Origin of the sequence: Bacillus sp. TE8-1 (genome assembly GCF_008368855.1) — a bacterium.
In the GTDB taxonomy this organism is placed as follows: domain Bacteria; phylum Bacillota; class Bacilli; order Bacillales; family Bacillaceae_G; genus Bacillus_A; species Bacillus_A cereus.
In genome coordinates this window covers 60675-76945 of sequence record NZ_QPET01000030.1, presented here as the reverse complement: position 1 = coordinate 76945, position 16271 = coordinate 60675, and the positions used below count along the sequence as shown (strand labels likewise).

The window sequence follows — 16271 nt, the reverse complement described above, 5'->3', positions numbered from 1 at the left end:
AGACATAAGGTTGAAACGGTCTTCATATTGAGATGATTTATTATAAAATATATACTTAAACTACTATCAGTACATAAATCAGGGAGGACTAATATGACAGGAAATAAAAATGACTTACTAGTAGAAAAACGTGAAGAGTTATTGAAAGTATTGCAAGCTCGTTTTGAGAAAAACATGAACCGCCATGAAGGTCTTGAATGGGCTAAAGTTGAAGCGAAGCTGACTACTAATAATGAAAAAATGTGGTCACTTAACGAAATGGAAGTAACTGGTGGTGAGCCGGATGTTGTTGGTTATGATGAAGAAAAGGACGAATATACTTTCTATGATTGTTCAAAGGAGAGTCCTAAAGGCCGCAGAAGTCTTTGTTATGATCTTGAAGCGTTAGAATCAAGAAAAAAACATAAACCAGAAAATAACGTTATTGATGTTGCCAATGCTATGGGCATTGAGTTATTAACGGAAGAACAATATCGAGAGTTACAACAACTTGGAGATTTTGATATGAAATCATCGAGTTGGGTACAAACACCTTCAGATATTAGAGAGCTTGGTGGTGCTCTATTTTGCGATTATCGCTTTGGACATGTTTTCGTGTACCACAATGGAGCAGACTCTTACTATGCTGCCAGAGGTTTTCGTGGTTCGTTAAAAGTTTAAATTAGGATAAATAAGAAAAAGAGCCTATATTCAGGCTCTTTTTCTTATTTATATTTTAAAAGTAAACTGTTACTACGCAGTTTTACTTAATTTATATGTTCTGTGGTTGTTTTTACGGAAAAGTTTAGGGAAAACATAGCCATCTAATCCAATACGTCCAGCGTTCTGCCCTGCAACTAAAATGAACATAGTCAAAATAAGCAGGTTTGGGTTTACACTAACGGTTCCACTTAATAAAAATGAAAGATTCATTATGATTCCGAAAAATGCAGCTGTTTTTGTTAATCCGCCTAAAATCAAACCTAGACCTACTAAAATTTCTCCCCATTGAACTAAAAAGCTAAATAGGTCTGCGTTTGGAAGGACAAAATGTTGAAGAAAATCTGCCCACCAACTTTGTACTGCAGGATGGTCACCTGATGCTTGAGCAATAGCACCCTTTAGAAAACCGCTTGCGTCAAAAGATTGTCCGAAGACTTTGCCTATCCCAGCAGCGAGCCATGTATATCCTATGTAAAGCCGTAAAAGTAATAATATGAAAGTAGCACGTTTATCAGTTCTTAAAAAATTGATAACCATTGAAATCCCTCCAATATTGTATTTACATGTTTATTATATATCCATTGTGAATAAATTCACAATGGATATAATGTGAACAAGTTTATGATTTTTTATTTGTAAAATTGTACATAAAGCATTTTGAAATTTATTTTTGGAAGGTGAAGAATAAATGTGGTATGGGAGCTATCTATTTTAGTAGAGAGCTCCCATAGTAAACAGATTCATGTAGTTTTTTTAGCGTATCTGGGCATTACGTATTATTTCTCTGGCTTTATATAAGGAACAACTTGCGCAGTCACCCCTACAGAAGCACCGCGAATAAAATCTTGGTTTTCTAATGCTTTAAAGTTTTCCGTTTTTCCTGTTAGCATAACACCTAAAACTTTCACTTGATCAAATGGTTTGTTTTTGTTTGCTTTTAAAAACTTCTGTATATCTTCGTCATGTCCATCGTCATCGTATTGATTAAGTGAATCAATGAACTCTTTGTACGCTTCTTTAGGAGACTTGTCTGGATTGAATCCGTAAACAGGCATACCAGCAGGTCCTTTACTTTCATCTCTGATTGGTGAGGTCATATATAGCCATACGATATTTAAGTTATCTGGTATTTTTGTTTGAACCTCTTTTAATGTATAGGGTTGATTGAAAGAGATGGCAACTTCGGCAACATAGTTGTTCATTTGTAAAACTTCACCTAATTCATTTTGCACACCATCGTGATAATCTTTAATAGCCGGATTATAAAATGTCGCAAATTTATTCTTTGTTTGTTTATCATACTCATAGAAATTTGTATCTGACCAATAAAAGCCAGGTGTTAACTCATTGAAGTCAATATGAGTCAGGAACCAACCATAAGAACTTGTTAATGTGTTCCATGGGACTACATAACCGTTAATGTTTTTGGAACGGTTTGATATAATATTGCCGCCAAACATAGATGAATTACTTGTTACTTGAGAATCAATTTGTACATTCGGTTCTGCAATTGCGTTATGTAAAAAGAGATGTTCGTGAAGTTTCGTAGAGCTTTTCGCTGCGAAGTAATTGCCAACTTTATAAATGATAGGGATAAGCATCATGACAACGATAATAGAGGTAATGATGATTTTAAGCAACTGTTTCCTTTTAGCCTTTTTTAAAGCATCTTTTAAAGAAGTATCCATTAATTTTTTCCTCCTACTTTAGAATGAATTGTCTTACGTGCACGATGTAATTTTTGTTTGACGCTGTTTACTTGAATATCTAGTATTAGAGCGATTTCTTCGTATGTAAAATCGTAATAATATTTTAAAAAGAAGGCTTCTTTATATTCTAATTTTATATCTTTTAATAAATAGAAAATCTCATCTTTATTTAAAACTGTATCCAATTCTCGGTCTGTATATTGAAGTTTTGAATAGATTTCTTCAGTTAAGCAGATGTTTTGCTGTTCTTTTTTGCGTTTTAAATCAATGTATTCATTTAATGCGACTCTGAAAAACCATGGACGTATGTTACTCTCGGTTAGATTATCTAGCAATGTGTATACTTTATAGAAGGTATTTTGGATGATGTCTTCTGCATCTTCTTTTATAGCCCCTTTCGCTAGTAGTAGTTTGAACACTTCCTCCCCTAGATTGATAAGATAGGAGGTAAATATATTTTCTTTTTCCATCACTTTTCCTCCCTACACTTATACAACGAATAGGTAATGATAAATGTATACACTTAAATTTAAATTAGTTATTCACTATGGTTTATAGTACACGATACTTTATAAATAGGAGTGGTTCTTTTATTTTTTGAAATATTAAATCTTTAGTGCTAAAATAAAATTTGGAGATATATGTAAAGGAGACAAAGACTCAATATGTGGATGAACTTGTAATGATTAGAAACTAGATAGATGAATTTTGCTCTCATAAGCGAGGGTTTATTTAGTTATCTGTAAATCATTCAAGGAATGCATATTTGGATTGTACATCCCTTTTATAAGGATAGGTGCCTATTTTATGTATCTGTCTTTTTTGTGGGAAAGTTTATATCTCTTATATAAAATATGCGTCCTTTAAACTTGGAGGAGTATATGATGAACCAATTGAAAAATAAAGTAGCAGTTATTACAGGGGTAAGTCGTCTAGATGGTATAGGCGCAGCGGTTTGTAAAGAATTAGCTGAATTAGGATACGATATATTTTTTACGTATTGGACAGCTTACGATAAAGAGATGCCTTGGGGCGTTGATAAAAATGAACAAATACAATTAAAAGAAGAGTTACTAAAAAACGGTGTTAAAGTCTCAAGTATGGAGTTAGATTTAACTCAGAATGATGCACCGAAAGAGCTTATAAATAAAGTTACTGAACAATTAGGGCACCCTCATATATTAATTAATAATGCAGCATATTCTACGAATAATGATTTCTCTACGTTGACTGCTGAAGAATTAGATAAGCATTATATGGTAAATGTTCGTGCGACTACATTGCTCAGTAGTCAATTTTCCCGGGGATTTGATAAGAAATATGGTGGTAGAATTGTTAATATTACTTCGGGGCAATTTCAAGGTCCTATGGCAGGAGAACTAGCTTATGCGACAACGAAGGGAGCTATTGATGCTCTTACTAGTACGTTGTCAGCAGAGGTAGCTCATTTAGGAATAACAGTGAATGCAATTAATCCAGGACCAACCGATACAGGATGGATGACTGAAGAGATAAAACAAGGGTTAAAGCCGATGTTTCCTTTTGGTAGAATTGGTGAGCCAAGGGATGCAGCTAGACTCATTAAATTTCTAGTAAGTGAAGAAGCTGAGTGGATTACTGGGCAAGTTATTCATTCAGAAGGTGGATTTAAAAGATAAAAAAGAAGGTATCTCACCTTGGTGAGATACCTTCTTTTTTAATCTTTCTTCAATCTTCGTGCAACATCATTCCCTAAAGACTGTAATCCTTGAACGAGGATAATTAAAATAAAGACAGTTGCATACATTACTTCAGGCTCGTAGCGTAAATGTCCGAAGCGGTATGCTAAATCCCCTAGCCCGCCAGCACCTACAAGGCCAGCCATTGCTGTTGCGCCGATTAAGCCGATCGTTGCGATTGTTAATCCGAGTACAAGGGAGGGACGTGCTTCTTTCACCATAACGTGCCAAATGATTTTTATAGTAGAAACGCCCATCGCTTGGTAGGCTTCAATGACACCACGATCGACTTCTAGTAAAGCTGTCTCCATTAAACGTGCGATATAAGGGGCTGTGAAGACGACAAGCGGTACGATAACACCTTGCACGCCAATGGACGTTCCCATTAGAAACTTTGTAAAAGGTAAAATAAAGAATAATAGAATGATAAATGGAAGAGAGCGAATGATATTAATAATTGTATTAAGAATAGGATAGATGATTTTATTTTCACGCTGCCCACCAGGTCTCGTTAAAACAAGTGTAACACCAAGTGGCAGTGCAATAAGGATCGAGATGAGTAATGAAATAGATGTCATTTGAAAGGTTTGGATCGTAGCTTCCCATATGACTTTACCCCATTCATCCAAAAAGGACTTGTTTCCCATAGTCTGTTCTACCTCCTTCTACGATGATTCCTTGCTCTTGTAAAAATGATAAAGCACGGTGGATTTCATTTTGTTCCCCTTGCATATGAACGACTAGTTTCCCATATGCTTCATGTTTTAACTGCGTAATATTACCGGATAAAATATTCGGATACACTTGGAAACGTTTTGTGGCAACGGCTAAGGCAGGTTCCCCTGAAGTAGTGCCAATAAATGAAAGTGTTACAATTTCTCCAGTACTTTGTAGTTCTTTCTGTACCTCTTCTGGAATTTTCGCTGCAAATGCGCTATTTACAAATTTCTTCGTTGTTACATGTTGTGGGTTTGTGAAAATATCTTTTACAGTCCCACTTTCGACTACAGATCCATGTTCCATAACAGCAACGCGGTCACATATACGCTGGATGACATTCATTTCATGTGTAATGAGTAAAATCGTAATTCCGATTTCTTCGTTAATCTTTAATAGCAAATCAAGGATAGAATCGGTTGTTTCGGGATCTAATGCGCTCGTTGCTTCATCACTTAATAACACTTCAGGTTCATGTGATAGCGCACGAGCAATTGCAACACGCTGTTTTTGACCACCAGAAAGTTCGCTTGGATACGCATCTTTTCTATTAAAAAGATCGACAATGCGTAAATACTTTTCTACTCTTTTTTCAATTTCTGCTTTTGGAATGCCAGCAAGCTGTAATGGTAATGCGATATTTTCATAAACGGTAACAGTTTTAAGTAAATTGAATCCTTGGAAGATCATTCCGATTCTTTGTCTCGCTTTTGCTAGTTCTTTTGTCGATAACGTTGTTAAGTCTTGTTCGTTTACAATGATATTTCCTGTCGTTGGTTTTTCTAATAAATTTACACATCGAATCAATGTACTTTTACCAGCGCCACTATACCCAATGATTCCAAATACCTCGCCTTTTTCTACTTTAAGGGAAGTAGATTTAAGAGCCTCAACATTCCCTTTTTTTGTTGTAAATACTTTGGATATGTTTTTTAATTCAATCATTATCGTCAGCTCCTACCAAGATGGTAAAACTGAACCATCAAATTTTTTCTCGATAAACTCTTTTACTTCTTTAGATTGATAAGCTTTCTTTAATTTATTTACAACGGCATCATCTTTATTTTCAGTACGAACAACAACCCAGTTCACATAGGGTGAATCTTTTCCTTCGCGGAAAATAGAATCTTTCGCTGGACTTAATTTTGCACCTAATGCAAAGTTTGTGTTAATTGCAGCTGCTTTCACTTCACTTAGTTGCGTTGGTAATTGAGATGCCTCTAATTCGACAATCTTTAATTTTTTTGGATTTTCAATTACATCTTTTGCAGTCGCTTTTTCTGTAGCCTTTGGATCAACTCTTAAAACCCCTGCTTTTTCAAATAATTTTAAAGCTCGAAGTTCATTCGTTGGGTCATTTGGTACAGCAATTGCATCGCCCTCTTTTAAGTCTTTTACATCTTTTATATCTTTAGAATATACACCCATAGGGAATGTTACTGTTGAAAATACTTCAGCTAATTTCATATTGCGTTCAGCTTTAAATACATCTAAATACGATTTCGTTTGGTAGCTATTTACATCAAGGCTTTTTTCATCTAATGATACGTTTGGCGCTACATAATCATTAAATACTTTTATATCAATTTCGAGACCATCTTTTGCTGCAACTTCTTTTACCTTTTCAAAAATTTGTTCATGTGGTCCACCTGTTACACCGACAGTAATCTTTTTCTCGTCTAATGCTTTTACCTCTTTATTTGAACTCACGCTACATGCGCCTAATAATAATACTGCTCCGCTTACAATGCTTAATAATACCTTTTTCATCTATAAATCCCCCTTCATATACGTTCCAAAATAAAAAGCACCTCTCAAAAATAAGAGAGGTGCCGAATAGACGAAATAGATTCCTCTCTTATCTTCCAAAACGAAAACTCGTTTTGCAGGAATTAGCACCTTAGCTTATACGTCATAAGCTCGGTTGCCGGGCATCATCGGGCCAGTCCCTCCGCCACTCTTGATAAGAGTATGTGTATGTAGTTTTGAATATGGTACTAATAGTAAATCGTACAAAAAGAATTGTCAATGATATTTTCAGAATATATTTTATTTTAAGGTAATCGAAACGTTCCCCTTTTTATGTCCTTTTTCTACATATATATGAGCTTCAGCAATTTCTTCTAATCGGTAAGTTCTATCAATAACAGGCTTTAGCTTTTCTGTTTCAGCTAGTTGTTTTAGTAGGTTCATATCTTCTTTACTGACCTTTGCCATCATTCCGTTCACAGATACATATTTTCCATTAGGCATTAATGCATCTGTACAAAGAGACTTTTTATATTTTCCAACTGCATCAAATATAATATCATAGTGCTCGCCCCGCTTAGTAAAATCTTCTTTCATATAATCAATTACGTTGTCTGCCCCTAAAGCTGTTACTAAATCTAAATTCGAACTACTACAAATGGCTGTGACAGTCGCCCCGAAGTATTTCGCAAGTTGTACGGCAGCTGTCCCTACTGACCCAGAGGCGCCGTATATAAGTACTCGTTGCCCTTTTTTTATCTGTCCTTTTCTAAGGAAGTGCAATGCTGAAGTTCCGCCAAAAGGAATAACGGCAGCTTCTTCATATGTCACATTGGTAGGTTTTAATGCTATTAATCCACTTTCATGCACGCATGTGTATTCCGCATAACCACCAAGGTTTAGTTCTGTTAATGCAAAAACTTGATCTCCTTTTTTAAATTGTGTTACATCTGTTCCAATGTCTTCGATTTCACCGGATAACTCTACGCCAAGTATAGGTTTTCTCGGTTTTCTGAAACCTAATATGATCCGCATAGGAATCCAAAATAAGAGGGGGCTATTAAAGCCACGTATTCTACAATCTCCAGTTGATACACTTGTTGCGTGAATTTTAACTAATACTTCATTTTTTTTAGGTTTAGGCTTTTCTACATTTTGAAGCTGGAGAACATTAGGTGGTCCATACTTTGTGCAAATAATCGCTTTCATCCTGACCTCCTGAAATGAGTTGTTATTATTTACATCATATTTAAACTTTTTCTCAAACATGTTGTTATATAGGAAATAAATTTAAAGATAAATATTACGAATTATATAGATTTCATAGGAAAAGAGATGATATTATTTTTGGGAAGGAGGGGACGTTATGAAAAAATTTATTTTAATTTCAAGTTTAGTACTTGCAGTCGGTCTAGGAGTAGGGTGTAGTAATGAGAAAACAAAAAAGACTGATGAACCGAAAAAAGAAGCTGTGCAGAAAGAAAAGGAATTAACAGCGAAGGATGTTTTTAATAAAGCGAATGAAGCTTTTAAAAACGAAGAAAATGTAACGATGACATATGATGTGGGAATAAAGGCTGAAGGAACAGAGATGAATGTAATAAAGGCCAAAATGCAACTAGAGCCGAAGAAAAAAAATTCTCGTTCTGAAATGAATGTTTCTGGTACAGAGGTTGTTGTTTATGATGTGGGTGGCAAAATTGCTGGTCAGTTGAAAAATCCTAATACGGGTGAAGTTATGTCTGTACCAGAGGAACAATTAAATGCTAACGGAATGAACGCGACTCAAGGAATGGTAGATAATTTAGAGATTCCATCGGAAATTTTAAATAAAGTGAAGATGGAGAAAAGTGGAGATAATTATAAGCTGAAGTTTGCATTAAAAGGGCAAGAGACAGAGAGTATGTTAGCTAGTATGGATGAAAAGCAGAAACAAATGCTACAAGGCCAAAATGCAAAGATAGAAGAAATAGATGGGGAATATATTATTACAAAAGATTTTAAATATGAATCAGCAAAGATAGATATGGTTATGAGTAGCAATGGTGAGGATAAAGCGCATATTATTACGGATGCAAAGTTTACATCGTATGATAAATTTGATCCAATACAATTGCCAGCAGCAAAGTAATCACTGTCAAGAGAGGTACCTGAAAGAACGGGTATCTCTTTTTGTTGCTAATAAGGAGAGTGTCCTTTGAAAAAAAGAAAGATAGCAGTGGTCATTGTCGCATATACGGTTTTGCTTGCAACGTCTGTACATACGTATAAAAAACAAATTGATCATCCTATTATGAGTGATGTAGGTAAATTGCTTCCGACGAAAATAAAACGTGTTGAAAGTGCTACGGAAGAGCACTCGTTAATAAAATTAGTGCGAGATGCAAAAGTTTCAGGAGAGAAAATTTCCATTGCAGGCATGCAACATAGCCAAGGAGGACAGACATATTATCCGAATGGCACGATGCTCGATATGAAAGGATATAATAAAATATTAGAATTTGATCCAGAGAAGAAGCGGATTACAGTTCAAAGTGGTGTCACCTGGAATGATATTCAGAAGAAAATAAATCCTTATGGCCTTGCGGTACAGGTCATGCAGTCTCAAAATATTTTTACTGTTGGTGGTTCATTAAGTGTAAATGTACACGGGCGTGATATTCGTCATGAGGCACTAATTGATACAGTAGAGTCATTCAGATTGTTAATGGCAGATGGCACGGTACGTAATGTAAGTAGAGAAGAAAATGCAGAGTTATTTCCATATGTCATTGGGGGTTACGGTTTATTTGGAGTTATTTTAGATATGACGCTGAAGTTAACAGAAGATGAATTATATGAAATGCACACGAGAATGATAGATTATAAAGAATACGCATCTTATTTCAAAGAGAAAGTGAAAAGAGATGAGAATGTTCGTATGCACTTAGCACGCATTTCTGTTGCTCCAAATTCATTTTTAAAAGAGATGTATGTGACGGATTATACTTTGGCACAAAATCAAAATATGAGAGAAGAGTACAGTGAATTAAAGGAAGAAAATATTATAGCTGCACCGAAATTTTTACTTGGGTTATCACGTTATAGTGATTGGGGAAAGAATACATTTTGGGATATACAAAGAGGTTATTTTGAACGTACAGATGGAAAGTATGAGACGCGTAATAATGTTATGAGATCAGATAGTGCTTTTATGGAATATGAAAATCCAAATAGGACCGAAGTGTTACAAGAATACTTTGTGCCTATAGATGCTTTCACAGAGTATATAGATGATTTACGTAACGTATTAAATGAAGAAGAGTTTAATTTACTCAACATTACGATTCGTTACGTGGAAAAGAATGAAAATGCAGTTTTGTCCTATGCGAAAGATGATATGTTTGCGCTGGTTCTTTTGATTAACCAGGGACGCTCAGAGAGTGAGATAAAGAAAACAGAGGATGTCATTCGAAAGATGATTGATGTTACTTTAAAGCATAATGGTAGTTACTATTTGCCGTATTATTCTTATCCAACGAAAGAGCAGTTAAAGAGGGCATATCCTCGCATTGAAGAATTTCTCAAGAAAAAGAAGGAAGTAGATTCAGAAGAGAGATTTGTGAATTTATTTTATAGGGAGTATACGAAATGACATATAGAAGATTTGTGGCTTCGCAAAGTATCATCATGATGGCAGGAAGTATGGTATTTCCTTTTTATATATTATTGCTTCGAAACGTTGGAAATAGCTTCTCGCAATTTGGCTGGGCGTATGGCTTATTTGCTTTAACATCAGCGCTTGTATATCCACTAGTGGGAAAGGTATCTGATCAAGTAGGTGATAAAAAATTATTAATCATATACGCTTGGTCCATGGCAATTTTAATGCTTTGCTTTCCAATTGCCACGGAAGTTTGGCATGTGTATATTCTTCAAATTGTAATGGGCGTTTTAGGTGCTGTGCAGCGTAATACTGAGAAGACTTCGTTAGCACGAAAGGTTGCGCAGGAAAAGGCTGGTTATGAGATTGGAAAATACCATGTGTGGACATCCATTGGCGGAGCAGTAGCGGTTATTGCCACGGGATATTTAGTAGATTTCTTTACGATTGGTACAATTTTTTATATTGCATCTATTCTATATGTAGTGAGCGGGATTGTATTAAGTAGTAAAAAAATATAACTATTCCTATTTTCACCTTAATACCCTTTATTTGTTATACTAAAAGGGAATACAAAAGAAAAGGGGACAGTGCCTTTGATGAAATTTGTAGTTTTAGCTATTCTTACTTTGTTTTTGATTCCATGGACAAGAAGTAGTAGTAAGCTTCGAGCAGTGGATAAGAAGGGAGATAAGAAGGTTGTAAAGGGTAAGAAATCATCTATTTTAGTTATTCCTGTTTTATTTTGGATAGGTATTGCAATCTATGAATACTTTTGGCTAATTGATGATCGAGTAGACTCGATTCTTACTCATTATTCTGTTGCAGTAGCAATTTTAATTGGGCTTGTTTTATTTTCACAAGATCAAATAGGGAAATTAGAAGGTACATTAAAAGGACTTCTAATGTTTATTTTACTCGCAAGTTACGGCTACTTTGGTTATTTGCACGATATAGTAATCTCGCAAAAGAAATATGATTCTGTTGTTAAGGTAGAGAAAGATATTTCAGAGCCATTTACTGAAAATGACCAGCCGTTTACAGTGCCGCCAAAGACAGCGGAGAATAAGATGAAAAAAGTATTTGGTGATATTCCAAAAGTAGCTTATTTTGAGCTAGGAGAATTAACGCCACAAATGGTAAACGGCGAGGCTTTATATGTAGCGCCGATTGAAGTTTCAGGATTTTTTAAAGCGCGTAAAGCTGAGACAATTCCAGGGTATGTAACGATGTCAGGTACGAATCCTGATGCGGAAGCGAAACTGCACCTCGGTTATAAAATGAAATATGTGCCAAGCATGTTTTTTGGTAATAATTTAGAGCGTGTGGTAAGGCAAGCAGAACCAAATTTAATCTTTAAAGGAAAACCTAAATTTGAGGTTGATGATAAAGGAAAACCATATTATACAATGACGTATGGTGAATTTATTTCAGGAAGATCTGGATTTGAGGTAGAAGGTGTTGTCGTAGTAGATGCACAAACAGGTGAAGTGAAAAGATATGATAAAGGAAAGGCACCTAAATTTGTTGATGGTGTATTAAATCATGAGACTGCATCTACGTTAAATACGTACTTTGGTAAATATATTCACGGATTTTGGAATACGAAATTCTCGCAAACAGATATGAAAATTCCGACTGAGTGGGGAACGAAAGAAGGGGTGACCCCGATCTTTGGTAAAGATGGAACACTGTATTATTTTACAGACTTTACTTCTCCAAAAGAAGGAGTAGATTCAGCCCTAGGCTATTCATTAGTAGATGCACGTACAGGCAAGCTATATTACTATAATGGAAAAGAAGTAAAGGGGATTATGGATGGTTCAGCAGCTACAGAAGTAGTGGATAATTCCTTTAAGAGAGAGAAATGGCATGGGACAATGCCTGTCATTTATAACGTATACGGTAAACCAGCTTGGATTATTCCGGTTGTTGATGATGGAGGCCTAGTACGTGCACATACAGTTGTATATGCTGCTAATGCAAAAATATTTGCGACAGGTTCTTCGCAGAAAGAAGCGCTTGAGAATTATAAAAACGTAATGAGCGGTAATGGTGATACATTTAGACCAACCTCAACAGGAAAAGAAGCGCAAAAAGAAGGTATTGTACAACGTGTATATAAAGAGAAATCAGGTGAAAATACAATCGTGTACGTACTTTTAGAGAATGAACAAAAGGTATTTATGATACCGGTGAAGAAATTCCCATATGCTATGTTTACAGAAGTAGGAGACCCAATTCAAATTACATATTTAGATACGGGAGAGACGATGGCCTCAGTATCTAAATTTACGAATAGCAATGTAAAAAAGTAAAGCGATAGAATTTCTATCGCTTTTTTTACATTATGAAAGAGGAAAATGCACTGTACTTGACGTATGTTTATGATGTAACTATAATTGTTACGATTCGGTTTGTATAGGAAAGGGTGAATTGAAAAAGTGAATGAAGTTAATCATGAAATATATAAACCTGTAAAGGCAAACAGGTTATGGATGATTCTTGTATTAGGAACACTTACGGCGATTGGGCCATTATCTATTGATATGTATTTGCCTTCATTACCGAAGTTAACGGATGACTTGCAAACAGGTGCATCCCTAGCGCAGCTTACATTAACAGCTTGTTTGCTTGGGCTGTCAGTAGGACAATTATTTGTTGGCTCAATTAGTGATATTTACGGAAGACGCAAACCGCTTATTATTGCTCTTATTATTTATGTTGCTTCTTCTTTACTTTGTGCTGTCGCGCCATCTATTTGGACATTAGTGTTATTGCGCTTTCTACAAGGAGCTTCAGGATCAGCCGGTATTGTTATATCACGTGCCATGGTACGTGATATGTACTCAGGTTCTGAAATGACGAAGTTTTTCTCACTGCTTATGTTAGTAAACGGAGCAGCACCTATTTTGGCACCGATTATTGGGGGGCAATTATTACAGTTTACAACGTGGCGCGGTGTTTTCATCGTCCTTGGGGCAATTAGCGTATTTATGTTAATCTCAGCTACTTTCGTATTGCGCGAAACATTACCTCCTGAAGAAAGAGAAACGGGTGGTTTGTCAGGGACTTTGGCGACGTACGGGAAACTATTAAAGGACCGTCTGTTTATGGGATATGCATTGTCACAAGGATTAGTAACAGCGGCAATGTTTGCATACATTTCGGGCTCACCATTTGTGTTGCAGAACATATACGGAGCATCACCACAGCAATTTAGTTTATTCTTTGCGATTAACGGCATCGGTATTATTATTGCTAGTCAGGTAACGGGTCGTTTAGCGGGGAAAGTGAATGAGAAGACATTATTTGTTGCTGGTATTATTATCGCAGCTGTTGGTGGCCTATCTTTACTACTTACAATCGTACTAGGAATAGGTTTAATCGGTGTTTTATGTTCGTTATTCCTTGTCGTATCAAGTGTCGGGGTTGTATCAACAACTGGGTTTTCATTAGCGATGAGAAATCAGAAACAAGCTGCAGGAACAGCATCAGCTTTATTAGGCTTATTACAGTTCATTTCAGGAGCTCTTGTTGCGCCGCTAGTAGGTATCGGTGGAAGTAATACAGCATTACCGATGGGTATTGTTATTGCGCTTTGTGAAGTAGGAGCAGTATTATGTTATCTATTTATGGCCAGAAGAAGTGAGAAGCAGTTTGAACTGCAACAAAGACAAAATTTAGAGGCTTAATAAAAAAGAACTGATTCAAAGGGAATGTTTGAATCAGTTCTTTTTTCATTTCTTTGAAATACCTCATACAGTTTTGTAAGGTGATGTAGTAAAGCATTGCAAAAGTTATTTGTATAAAGTGACGATACTGTGACAAACATGTTGGTATATATATTACGATGTCGTCTTAAGTGTAAAAAGTAGGGCGTTCTCGGTATAATAACAAGTGGAGATAAAAGAAACTATAATGAGTAATAGCTGTAGATAAAAGGAGAAGAAGAGATGAAGAAGGTTTTGGGTATTGCTGTAATGGGAAGTATGCTCCTTCTAGCAGGGTGTAATGGAAATAAAGATACGAAAGAAATGAAAGAAAAGGTAGAGCAATCTACAGAACAAACAGAAGAAATGAAAGAATACCGTGCAGTACATGAAAAATACGATTTGAAAATGAATAAAGAAATTAATAACGCACTGCAGTTATTTGAAGTGGCAAAAGAAAAGGGCGGTAAGGAAATAACGAATGCTACATATAAAGAAGATGTGCAAAAGGTAACAACGAGCATGTTAGAAGATATTGATCATATACGTAAAGAAATTCGTGTTCCAAAATCGAAAGAGCAAGAACATGAGGTATATGTTGGTTTCTTGAATGAATCAGAACAAGCGATGAAAAAATTACAGAAGTTAGCGAAAGAAGAAGATTCATCGTTGATTCGTGATATAGAAATTAACTTTGCAACAGCATCGACATACTATAAACGTTTTCAAGCAGAAACGAAAAAATAACCTTGCCTGTGCAAGGTTATTTTTTCTTCTTACCATCTCCGTCTTCATCCTCGGATACTAATACCTTCTGTTCTTCGTGAAATTCGGAAATAGTTTGCCCGGTAATATTATCGAAAGGAGTATAAAAAGAAGTAATACGTTTCTTTTTAATAAAGAGTTTATAGAAGCCGCTGATGACAAGTATAACGATTGTTAAGGGTAATCCTATAGTAGCAAGAAGTAAGGGGTCCATCTTATAACTCCTTTAATATCATTTCTTTTTATTATAAGCCGAAAACTGTAATTTCGATAAAAGAATTAAAAACTGACTTTTCTAAATTTATCCAATTAGATTGACTTTTCAATTTTTCAGAATTATAATTCGAGATATACAATTTGAACTAAATAATAATATAGCAATTTACTTATCCAGAGAGGTAGAGGGACTGGCCCTATGACACCTCAGCAGCGGGTTCTGTAATAAGAACACCGTGCTAATTCCAGCAAGCAAGTCTTGAAAGATAAGTGATGGGCCTTTGTTTATTAAGCCTTGATCTTATTTTTTAAGATCAAGGCTTTTTGTATTCTAAAAAGAGAAAAGGGAGTAATGGAAAAAGTACGTTTATAAAACTAAGTAAATATATGTGTTTAGGGGGTTATTAGGGTGTATGTAATTAAAAAATTATCAGTTATGGTGTTCACGCTATGGGTTATTACGACGGTGACATTTCTAATTATGCATATTATTCCGGGGGATCCATTTTCATCAGATGCAAAAATCTTTCCTGAAGAAGTGATCCAAAACATGAGAGCGAAGTATCACCTTGATGAACCGTTATGGAATCAATATGTTGCTTATTTAGACGGCGTAGTTCATTTTGATTTTGGTGAATCTGTTCAATCAACCGGGCAAGGTGTATCAGAAATTATAACAACTGGTTTTGGTCCATCAGCAATTATTGGTTTACAAGCACTTATTATTTCATTGCTAGTCGGAATTGCTGCAGGTACATTTGCTGCTCTCTATCATGGGAAGGTAATTGATTACGGTGTAAGTTTACTTGCCATCCTCGGTATTTCTATTCCGAGCTTTATTTTAGCACCACTATTTATACAAGTATTCGCTATTCAATTCGAGCTCTTACCAGTAGCCTCTTGGGGAACATTCGAACATACAGTATTGCCATCCTTTGCATTAGCGTTAGGGCCAATCGCAGTTATTACAAGGTTTGTTCGTTCTAATATGATCGAAGTACTGCAGAGTGATTATATTAAGCTAGCAAGAGCAAAAGGCATACCAATTAAGAAGATTATTATAAGACATGCTCTTCGAAATGCGATTGTTCCAGTACTTACATTTGTGGGACCGTTAATGGCTGGACTTTTAACAGGGACTTTCGTTATTGAAAAAATCTTTTCAATTCCTGGCCTAGGAAAATATTTTGTAGATAGTATTTTTAACCGAGACTATCCGGTGATTATGGGAACAACGATTTTTTATAGTGCATTATTAATTGCTTGTATTTTCATTACAGATATTATTCACCGCATTGTTGATCCGCGTATTCGTTCTATTACATAAGGAGGGGGGATA

The 16271-nt window shown here is 35.6% G+C and carries 17 protein-coding genes and 2 riboswitches; of the genes, 9 read left to right on the top strand and 8 right to left on the bottom strand.

Going from position 1 to position 16271, the window contains the following annotated elements:
• Positions 1-93 precede the first annotated feature (93 nt).
• Complete coding sequence (locus DN404_RS25715) at positions 94-660, top strand: DUF4256 domain-containing protein (RefSeq protein ID WP_000147394.1); 567 nt, start codon at positions 94-96, stop codon at positions 658-660.
• Positions 661-732: 72 nt separating this feature from the next.
• Here the strand turns inward: DN404_RS25715 and DN404_RS25710 are convergent, their stop codons facing one another.
• The 3 genes from DN404_RS25710 to DN404_RS25700 form a co-directional block, all read right to left on the bottom strand.
• On the bottom strand, positions 733-1239 hold the full coding sequence (locus DN404_RS25710; protein ID WP_000236368.1) for a DoxX family membrane protein: 507 nt from the start codon (positions 1237-1239) through the stop codon (positions 733-735).
• Positions 1240-1478: 239 nt separating this feature from the next.
• A complete protein-coding gene (locus DN404_RS25705; RefSeq protein ID WP_149215613.1) occupies positions 1479-2390 on the bottom strand; it encodes a sigma factor regulator N-terminal domain-containing protein in 912 nt (303 codons plus the stop codon).
• Positions 2390-2881, bottom strand: coding sequence for an RNA polymerase sigma factor (locus DN404_RS25700; RefSeq protein ID WP_149215612.1), 492 nt, complete (start codon positions 2879-2881; stop codon positions 2390-2392). The genes DN404_RS25705 and DN404_RS25700 overlap by 1 nt, the downstream gene beginning before the upstream one ends.
• Positions 2882-3292: 411 nt before the next feature.
• Between DN404_RS25700 and DN404_RS25695 the strand changes: the two genes are divergently transcribed.
• Positions 3293-4069 carry an SDR family oxidoreductase gene (locus tag DN404_RS25695; RefSeq protein ID WP_006920109.1) on the top strand — a complete coding sequence of 259 codons (777 nt, stop codon included), beginning with the start codon at positions 3293-3295 and terminating at the stop codon, positions 4067-4069.
• A 38-nt stretch (positions 4070-4107) separates the two neighbouring features.
• Here the strand turns inward: DN404_RS25695 and DN404_RS25690 are convergent, their stop codons facing one another.
• From DN404_RS25690 to DN404_RS25675, 4 genes are all read right to left on the bottom strand, one after another.
• Positions 4108-4776 carry a methionine ABC transporter permease gene (locus tag DN404_RS25690; RefSeq protein WP_000527150.1) on the bottom strand — a complete coding sequence of 223 codons (669 nt, stop codon included), beginning with the start codon at positions 4774-4776 and terminating at the stop codon, positions 4108-4110.
• The gene (locus DN404_RS25685; protein WP_086388403.1) at positions 4751-5791 is read right to left on the bottom strand and encodes a methionine ABC transporter ATP-binding protein; all 1041 of its coding nucleotides are present in this window, start codon (positions 5789-5791) and stop codon (positions 4751-4753) included. The genes DN404_RS25690 and DN404_RS25685 overlap by 26 nt, the downstream gene beginning before the upstream one ends.
• A gap of 12 nt (positions 5792-5803) precedes the next feature.
• Positions 5804-6616: a MetQ/NlpA family ABC transporter substrate-binding protein gene (locus tag DN404_RS25680; protein ID WP_086388404.1), complete on the bottom strand. Its 813-nt coding sequence runs from the start codon at positions 6614-6616 to the stop codon at positions 5804-5806.
• A gap of 85 nt (positions 6617-6701) precedes the next feature.
• Positions 6702-6816: riboswitch (SAM riboswitch) on the bottom strand.
• A 79-nt stretch (positions 6817-6895) separates the two neighbouring features.
• Positions 6896-7804: an NAD(P)-dependent alcohol dehydrogenase gene (locus tag DN404_RS25675; protein ID WP_006920103.1), complete on the bottom strand. Its 909-nt coding sequence runs from the start codon at positions 7802-7804 to the stop codon at positions 6896-6898.
• Positions 7805-7961: 157 nt separating this feature from the next.
• Here DN404_RS25675 and DN404_RS25670 point away from each other — a divergent pair, with 157 nt between their 5' ends.
• The 6 genes from DN404_RS25670 to DN404_RS25645 all read left to right on the top strand — a co-directional run bounded on the left by DN404_RS25670 (position 7962) and on the right by DN404_RS25645 (position 14698).
• Entirely contained in the window at positions 7962-8726 is a 765-nt protein-coding gene (locus tag DN404_RS25670) for a DUF6612 family protein (protein ID WP_000713522.1), read from the top strand.
• A gap of 66 nt (positions 8727-8792) precedes the next feature.
• Positions 8793-10229 carry an FAD-binding oxidoreductase gene (locus DN404_RS25665; RefSeq protein WP_006920102.1) on the top strand — a complete coding sequence of 479 codons (1437 nt, stop codon included), beginning with the start codon at positions 8793-8795 and terminating at the stop codon, positions 10227-10229.
• A complete protein-coding gene (locus DN404_RS25660; RefSeq protein WP_000222367.1) occupies positions 10226-10759 on the top strand; it encodes an MFS transporter in 534 nt (177 codons plus the stop codon). Before DN404_RS25665 ends, DN404_RS25660 begins: the two co-directional genes overlap by 4 nt.
• Positions 10760-10837: 78 nt before the next feature.
• The gene (locus tag DN404_RS25655; RefSeq protein ID WP_000674048.1) at positions 10838-12556 is read left to right on the top strand and encodes a DUF3981 domain-containing protein; all 1719 of its coding nucleotides are present in this window, start codon (positions 10838-10840) and stop codon (positions 12554-12556) included.
• 117 nt (positions 12557-12673) lie between these two features.
• Positions 12674-13933 carry a multidrug effflux MFS transporter gene (locus tag DN404_RS25650; protein ID WP_231009439.1) on the top strand — a complete coding sequence of 420 codons (1260 nt, stop codon included), beginning with the start codon at positions 12674-12676 and terminating at the stop codon, positions 13931-13933.
• Between the two features lie 261 nt (positions 13934-14194).
• Positions 14195-14698, top strand: coding sequence for a hypothetical protein (locus DN404_RS25645; protein WP_149215611.1), 504 nt, complete (start codon positions 14195-14197; stop codon positions 14696-14698).
• A gap of 16 nt (positions 14699-14714) precedes the next feature.
• Here DN404_RS25645 and DN404_RS25640 read toward each other — a convergent pair whose 3' ends face one another.
• Positions 14715-14930, bottom strand: a complete 216-nt coding sequence (locus DN404_RS25640; protein ID WP_149215610.1) for a DUF3951 domain-containing protein — start codon at positions 14928-14930, stop codon at positions 14715-14717.
• Positions 14931-15099: 169 nt separating this feature from the next.
• Positions 15100-15205, top strand: a riboswitch (SAM riboswitch).
• A 136-nt stretch (positions 15206-15341) separates the two neighbouring features.
• On the opposite strand from DN404_RS25640, the gene DN404_RS25635 reads away from it, so the two are divergent.
• Entirely contained in the window at positions 15342-16259 is a 918-nt protein-coding gene (locus tag DN404_RS25635) for an ABC transporter permease (protein WP_006920097.1), read from the top strand.
• Positions 16260-16271 lie beyond the last annotated feature (12 nt).

Coding starts and splice junctions, on each gene's coding strand:
- DN404_RS25655 (WP_000674048.1), top strand. CDS start 10,838: ATGAAATTTGTAGTTTTAGCTATTCTTACTTTGTTTTTGATTCCATGG.
- DN404_RS25695 (WP_006920109.1), top strand. CDS start 3,293: ATGATGAACCAATTGAAAAATAAAGTAGCAGTTATTACAGGGGTAAGT.
- DN404_RS25645 (WP_149215611.1), top strand. CDS start 14,195: ATGAAGAAGGTTTTGGGTATTGCTGTAATGGGAAGTATGCTCCTTCTA.
- DN404_RS25715 (WP_000147394.1), top strand. CDS start 94: ATGACAGGAAATAAAAATGACTTACTAGTAGAAAAACGTGAAGAGTTA.
- DN404_RS25670 (WP_000713522.1), top strand. CDS start 7,962: ATGAAAAAATTTATTTTAATTTCAAGTTTAGTACTTGCAGTCGGTCTA.
- DN404_RS25685 (WP_086388403.1), bottom strand. CDS start 5,791: ATGATTGAATTAAAAAACATATCCAAAGTATTTACAACAAAAAAAGGG.
- DN404_RS25640 (WP_149215610.1), bottom strand. CDS start 14,930: ATGGACCCCTTACTTCTTGCTACTATAGGATTACCCTTAACAATCGTT.
- DN404_RS25660 (WP_000222367.1), top strand. CDS start 10,226: ATGACATATAGAAGATTTGTGGCTTCGCAAAGTATCATCATGATGGCA.
- DN404_RS25705 (WP_149215613.1), bottom strand. CDS start 2,390: ATGGATACTTCTTTAAAAGATGCTTTAAAAAAGGCTAAAAGGAAACAG.
- DN404_RS25675 (WP_006920103.1), bottom strand. CDS start 7,804: ATGAAAGCGATTATTTGCACAAAGTATGGACCACCTAATGTTCTCCAG.
- DN404_RS25680 (WP_086388404.1), bottom strand. CDS start 6,616: ATGAAAAAGGTATTATTAAGCATTGTAAGCGGAGCAGTATTATTATTA.
- DN404_RS25690 (WP_000527150.1), bottom strand. CDS start 4,776: ATGGGAAACAAGTCCTTTTTGGATGAATGGGGTAAAGTCATATGGGAA.
- DN404_RS25710 (WP_000236368.1), bottom strand. CDS start 1,239: ATGGTTATCAATTTTTTAAGAACTGATAAACGTGCTACTTTCATATTA.
- DN404_RS25700 (WP_149215612.1), bottom strand. CDS start 2,881: ATGGAAAAAGAAAATATATTTACCTCCTATCTTATCAATCTAGGGGAG.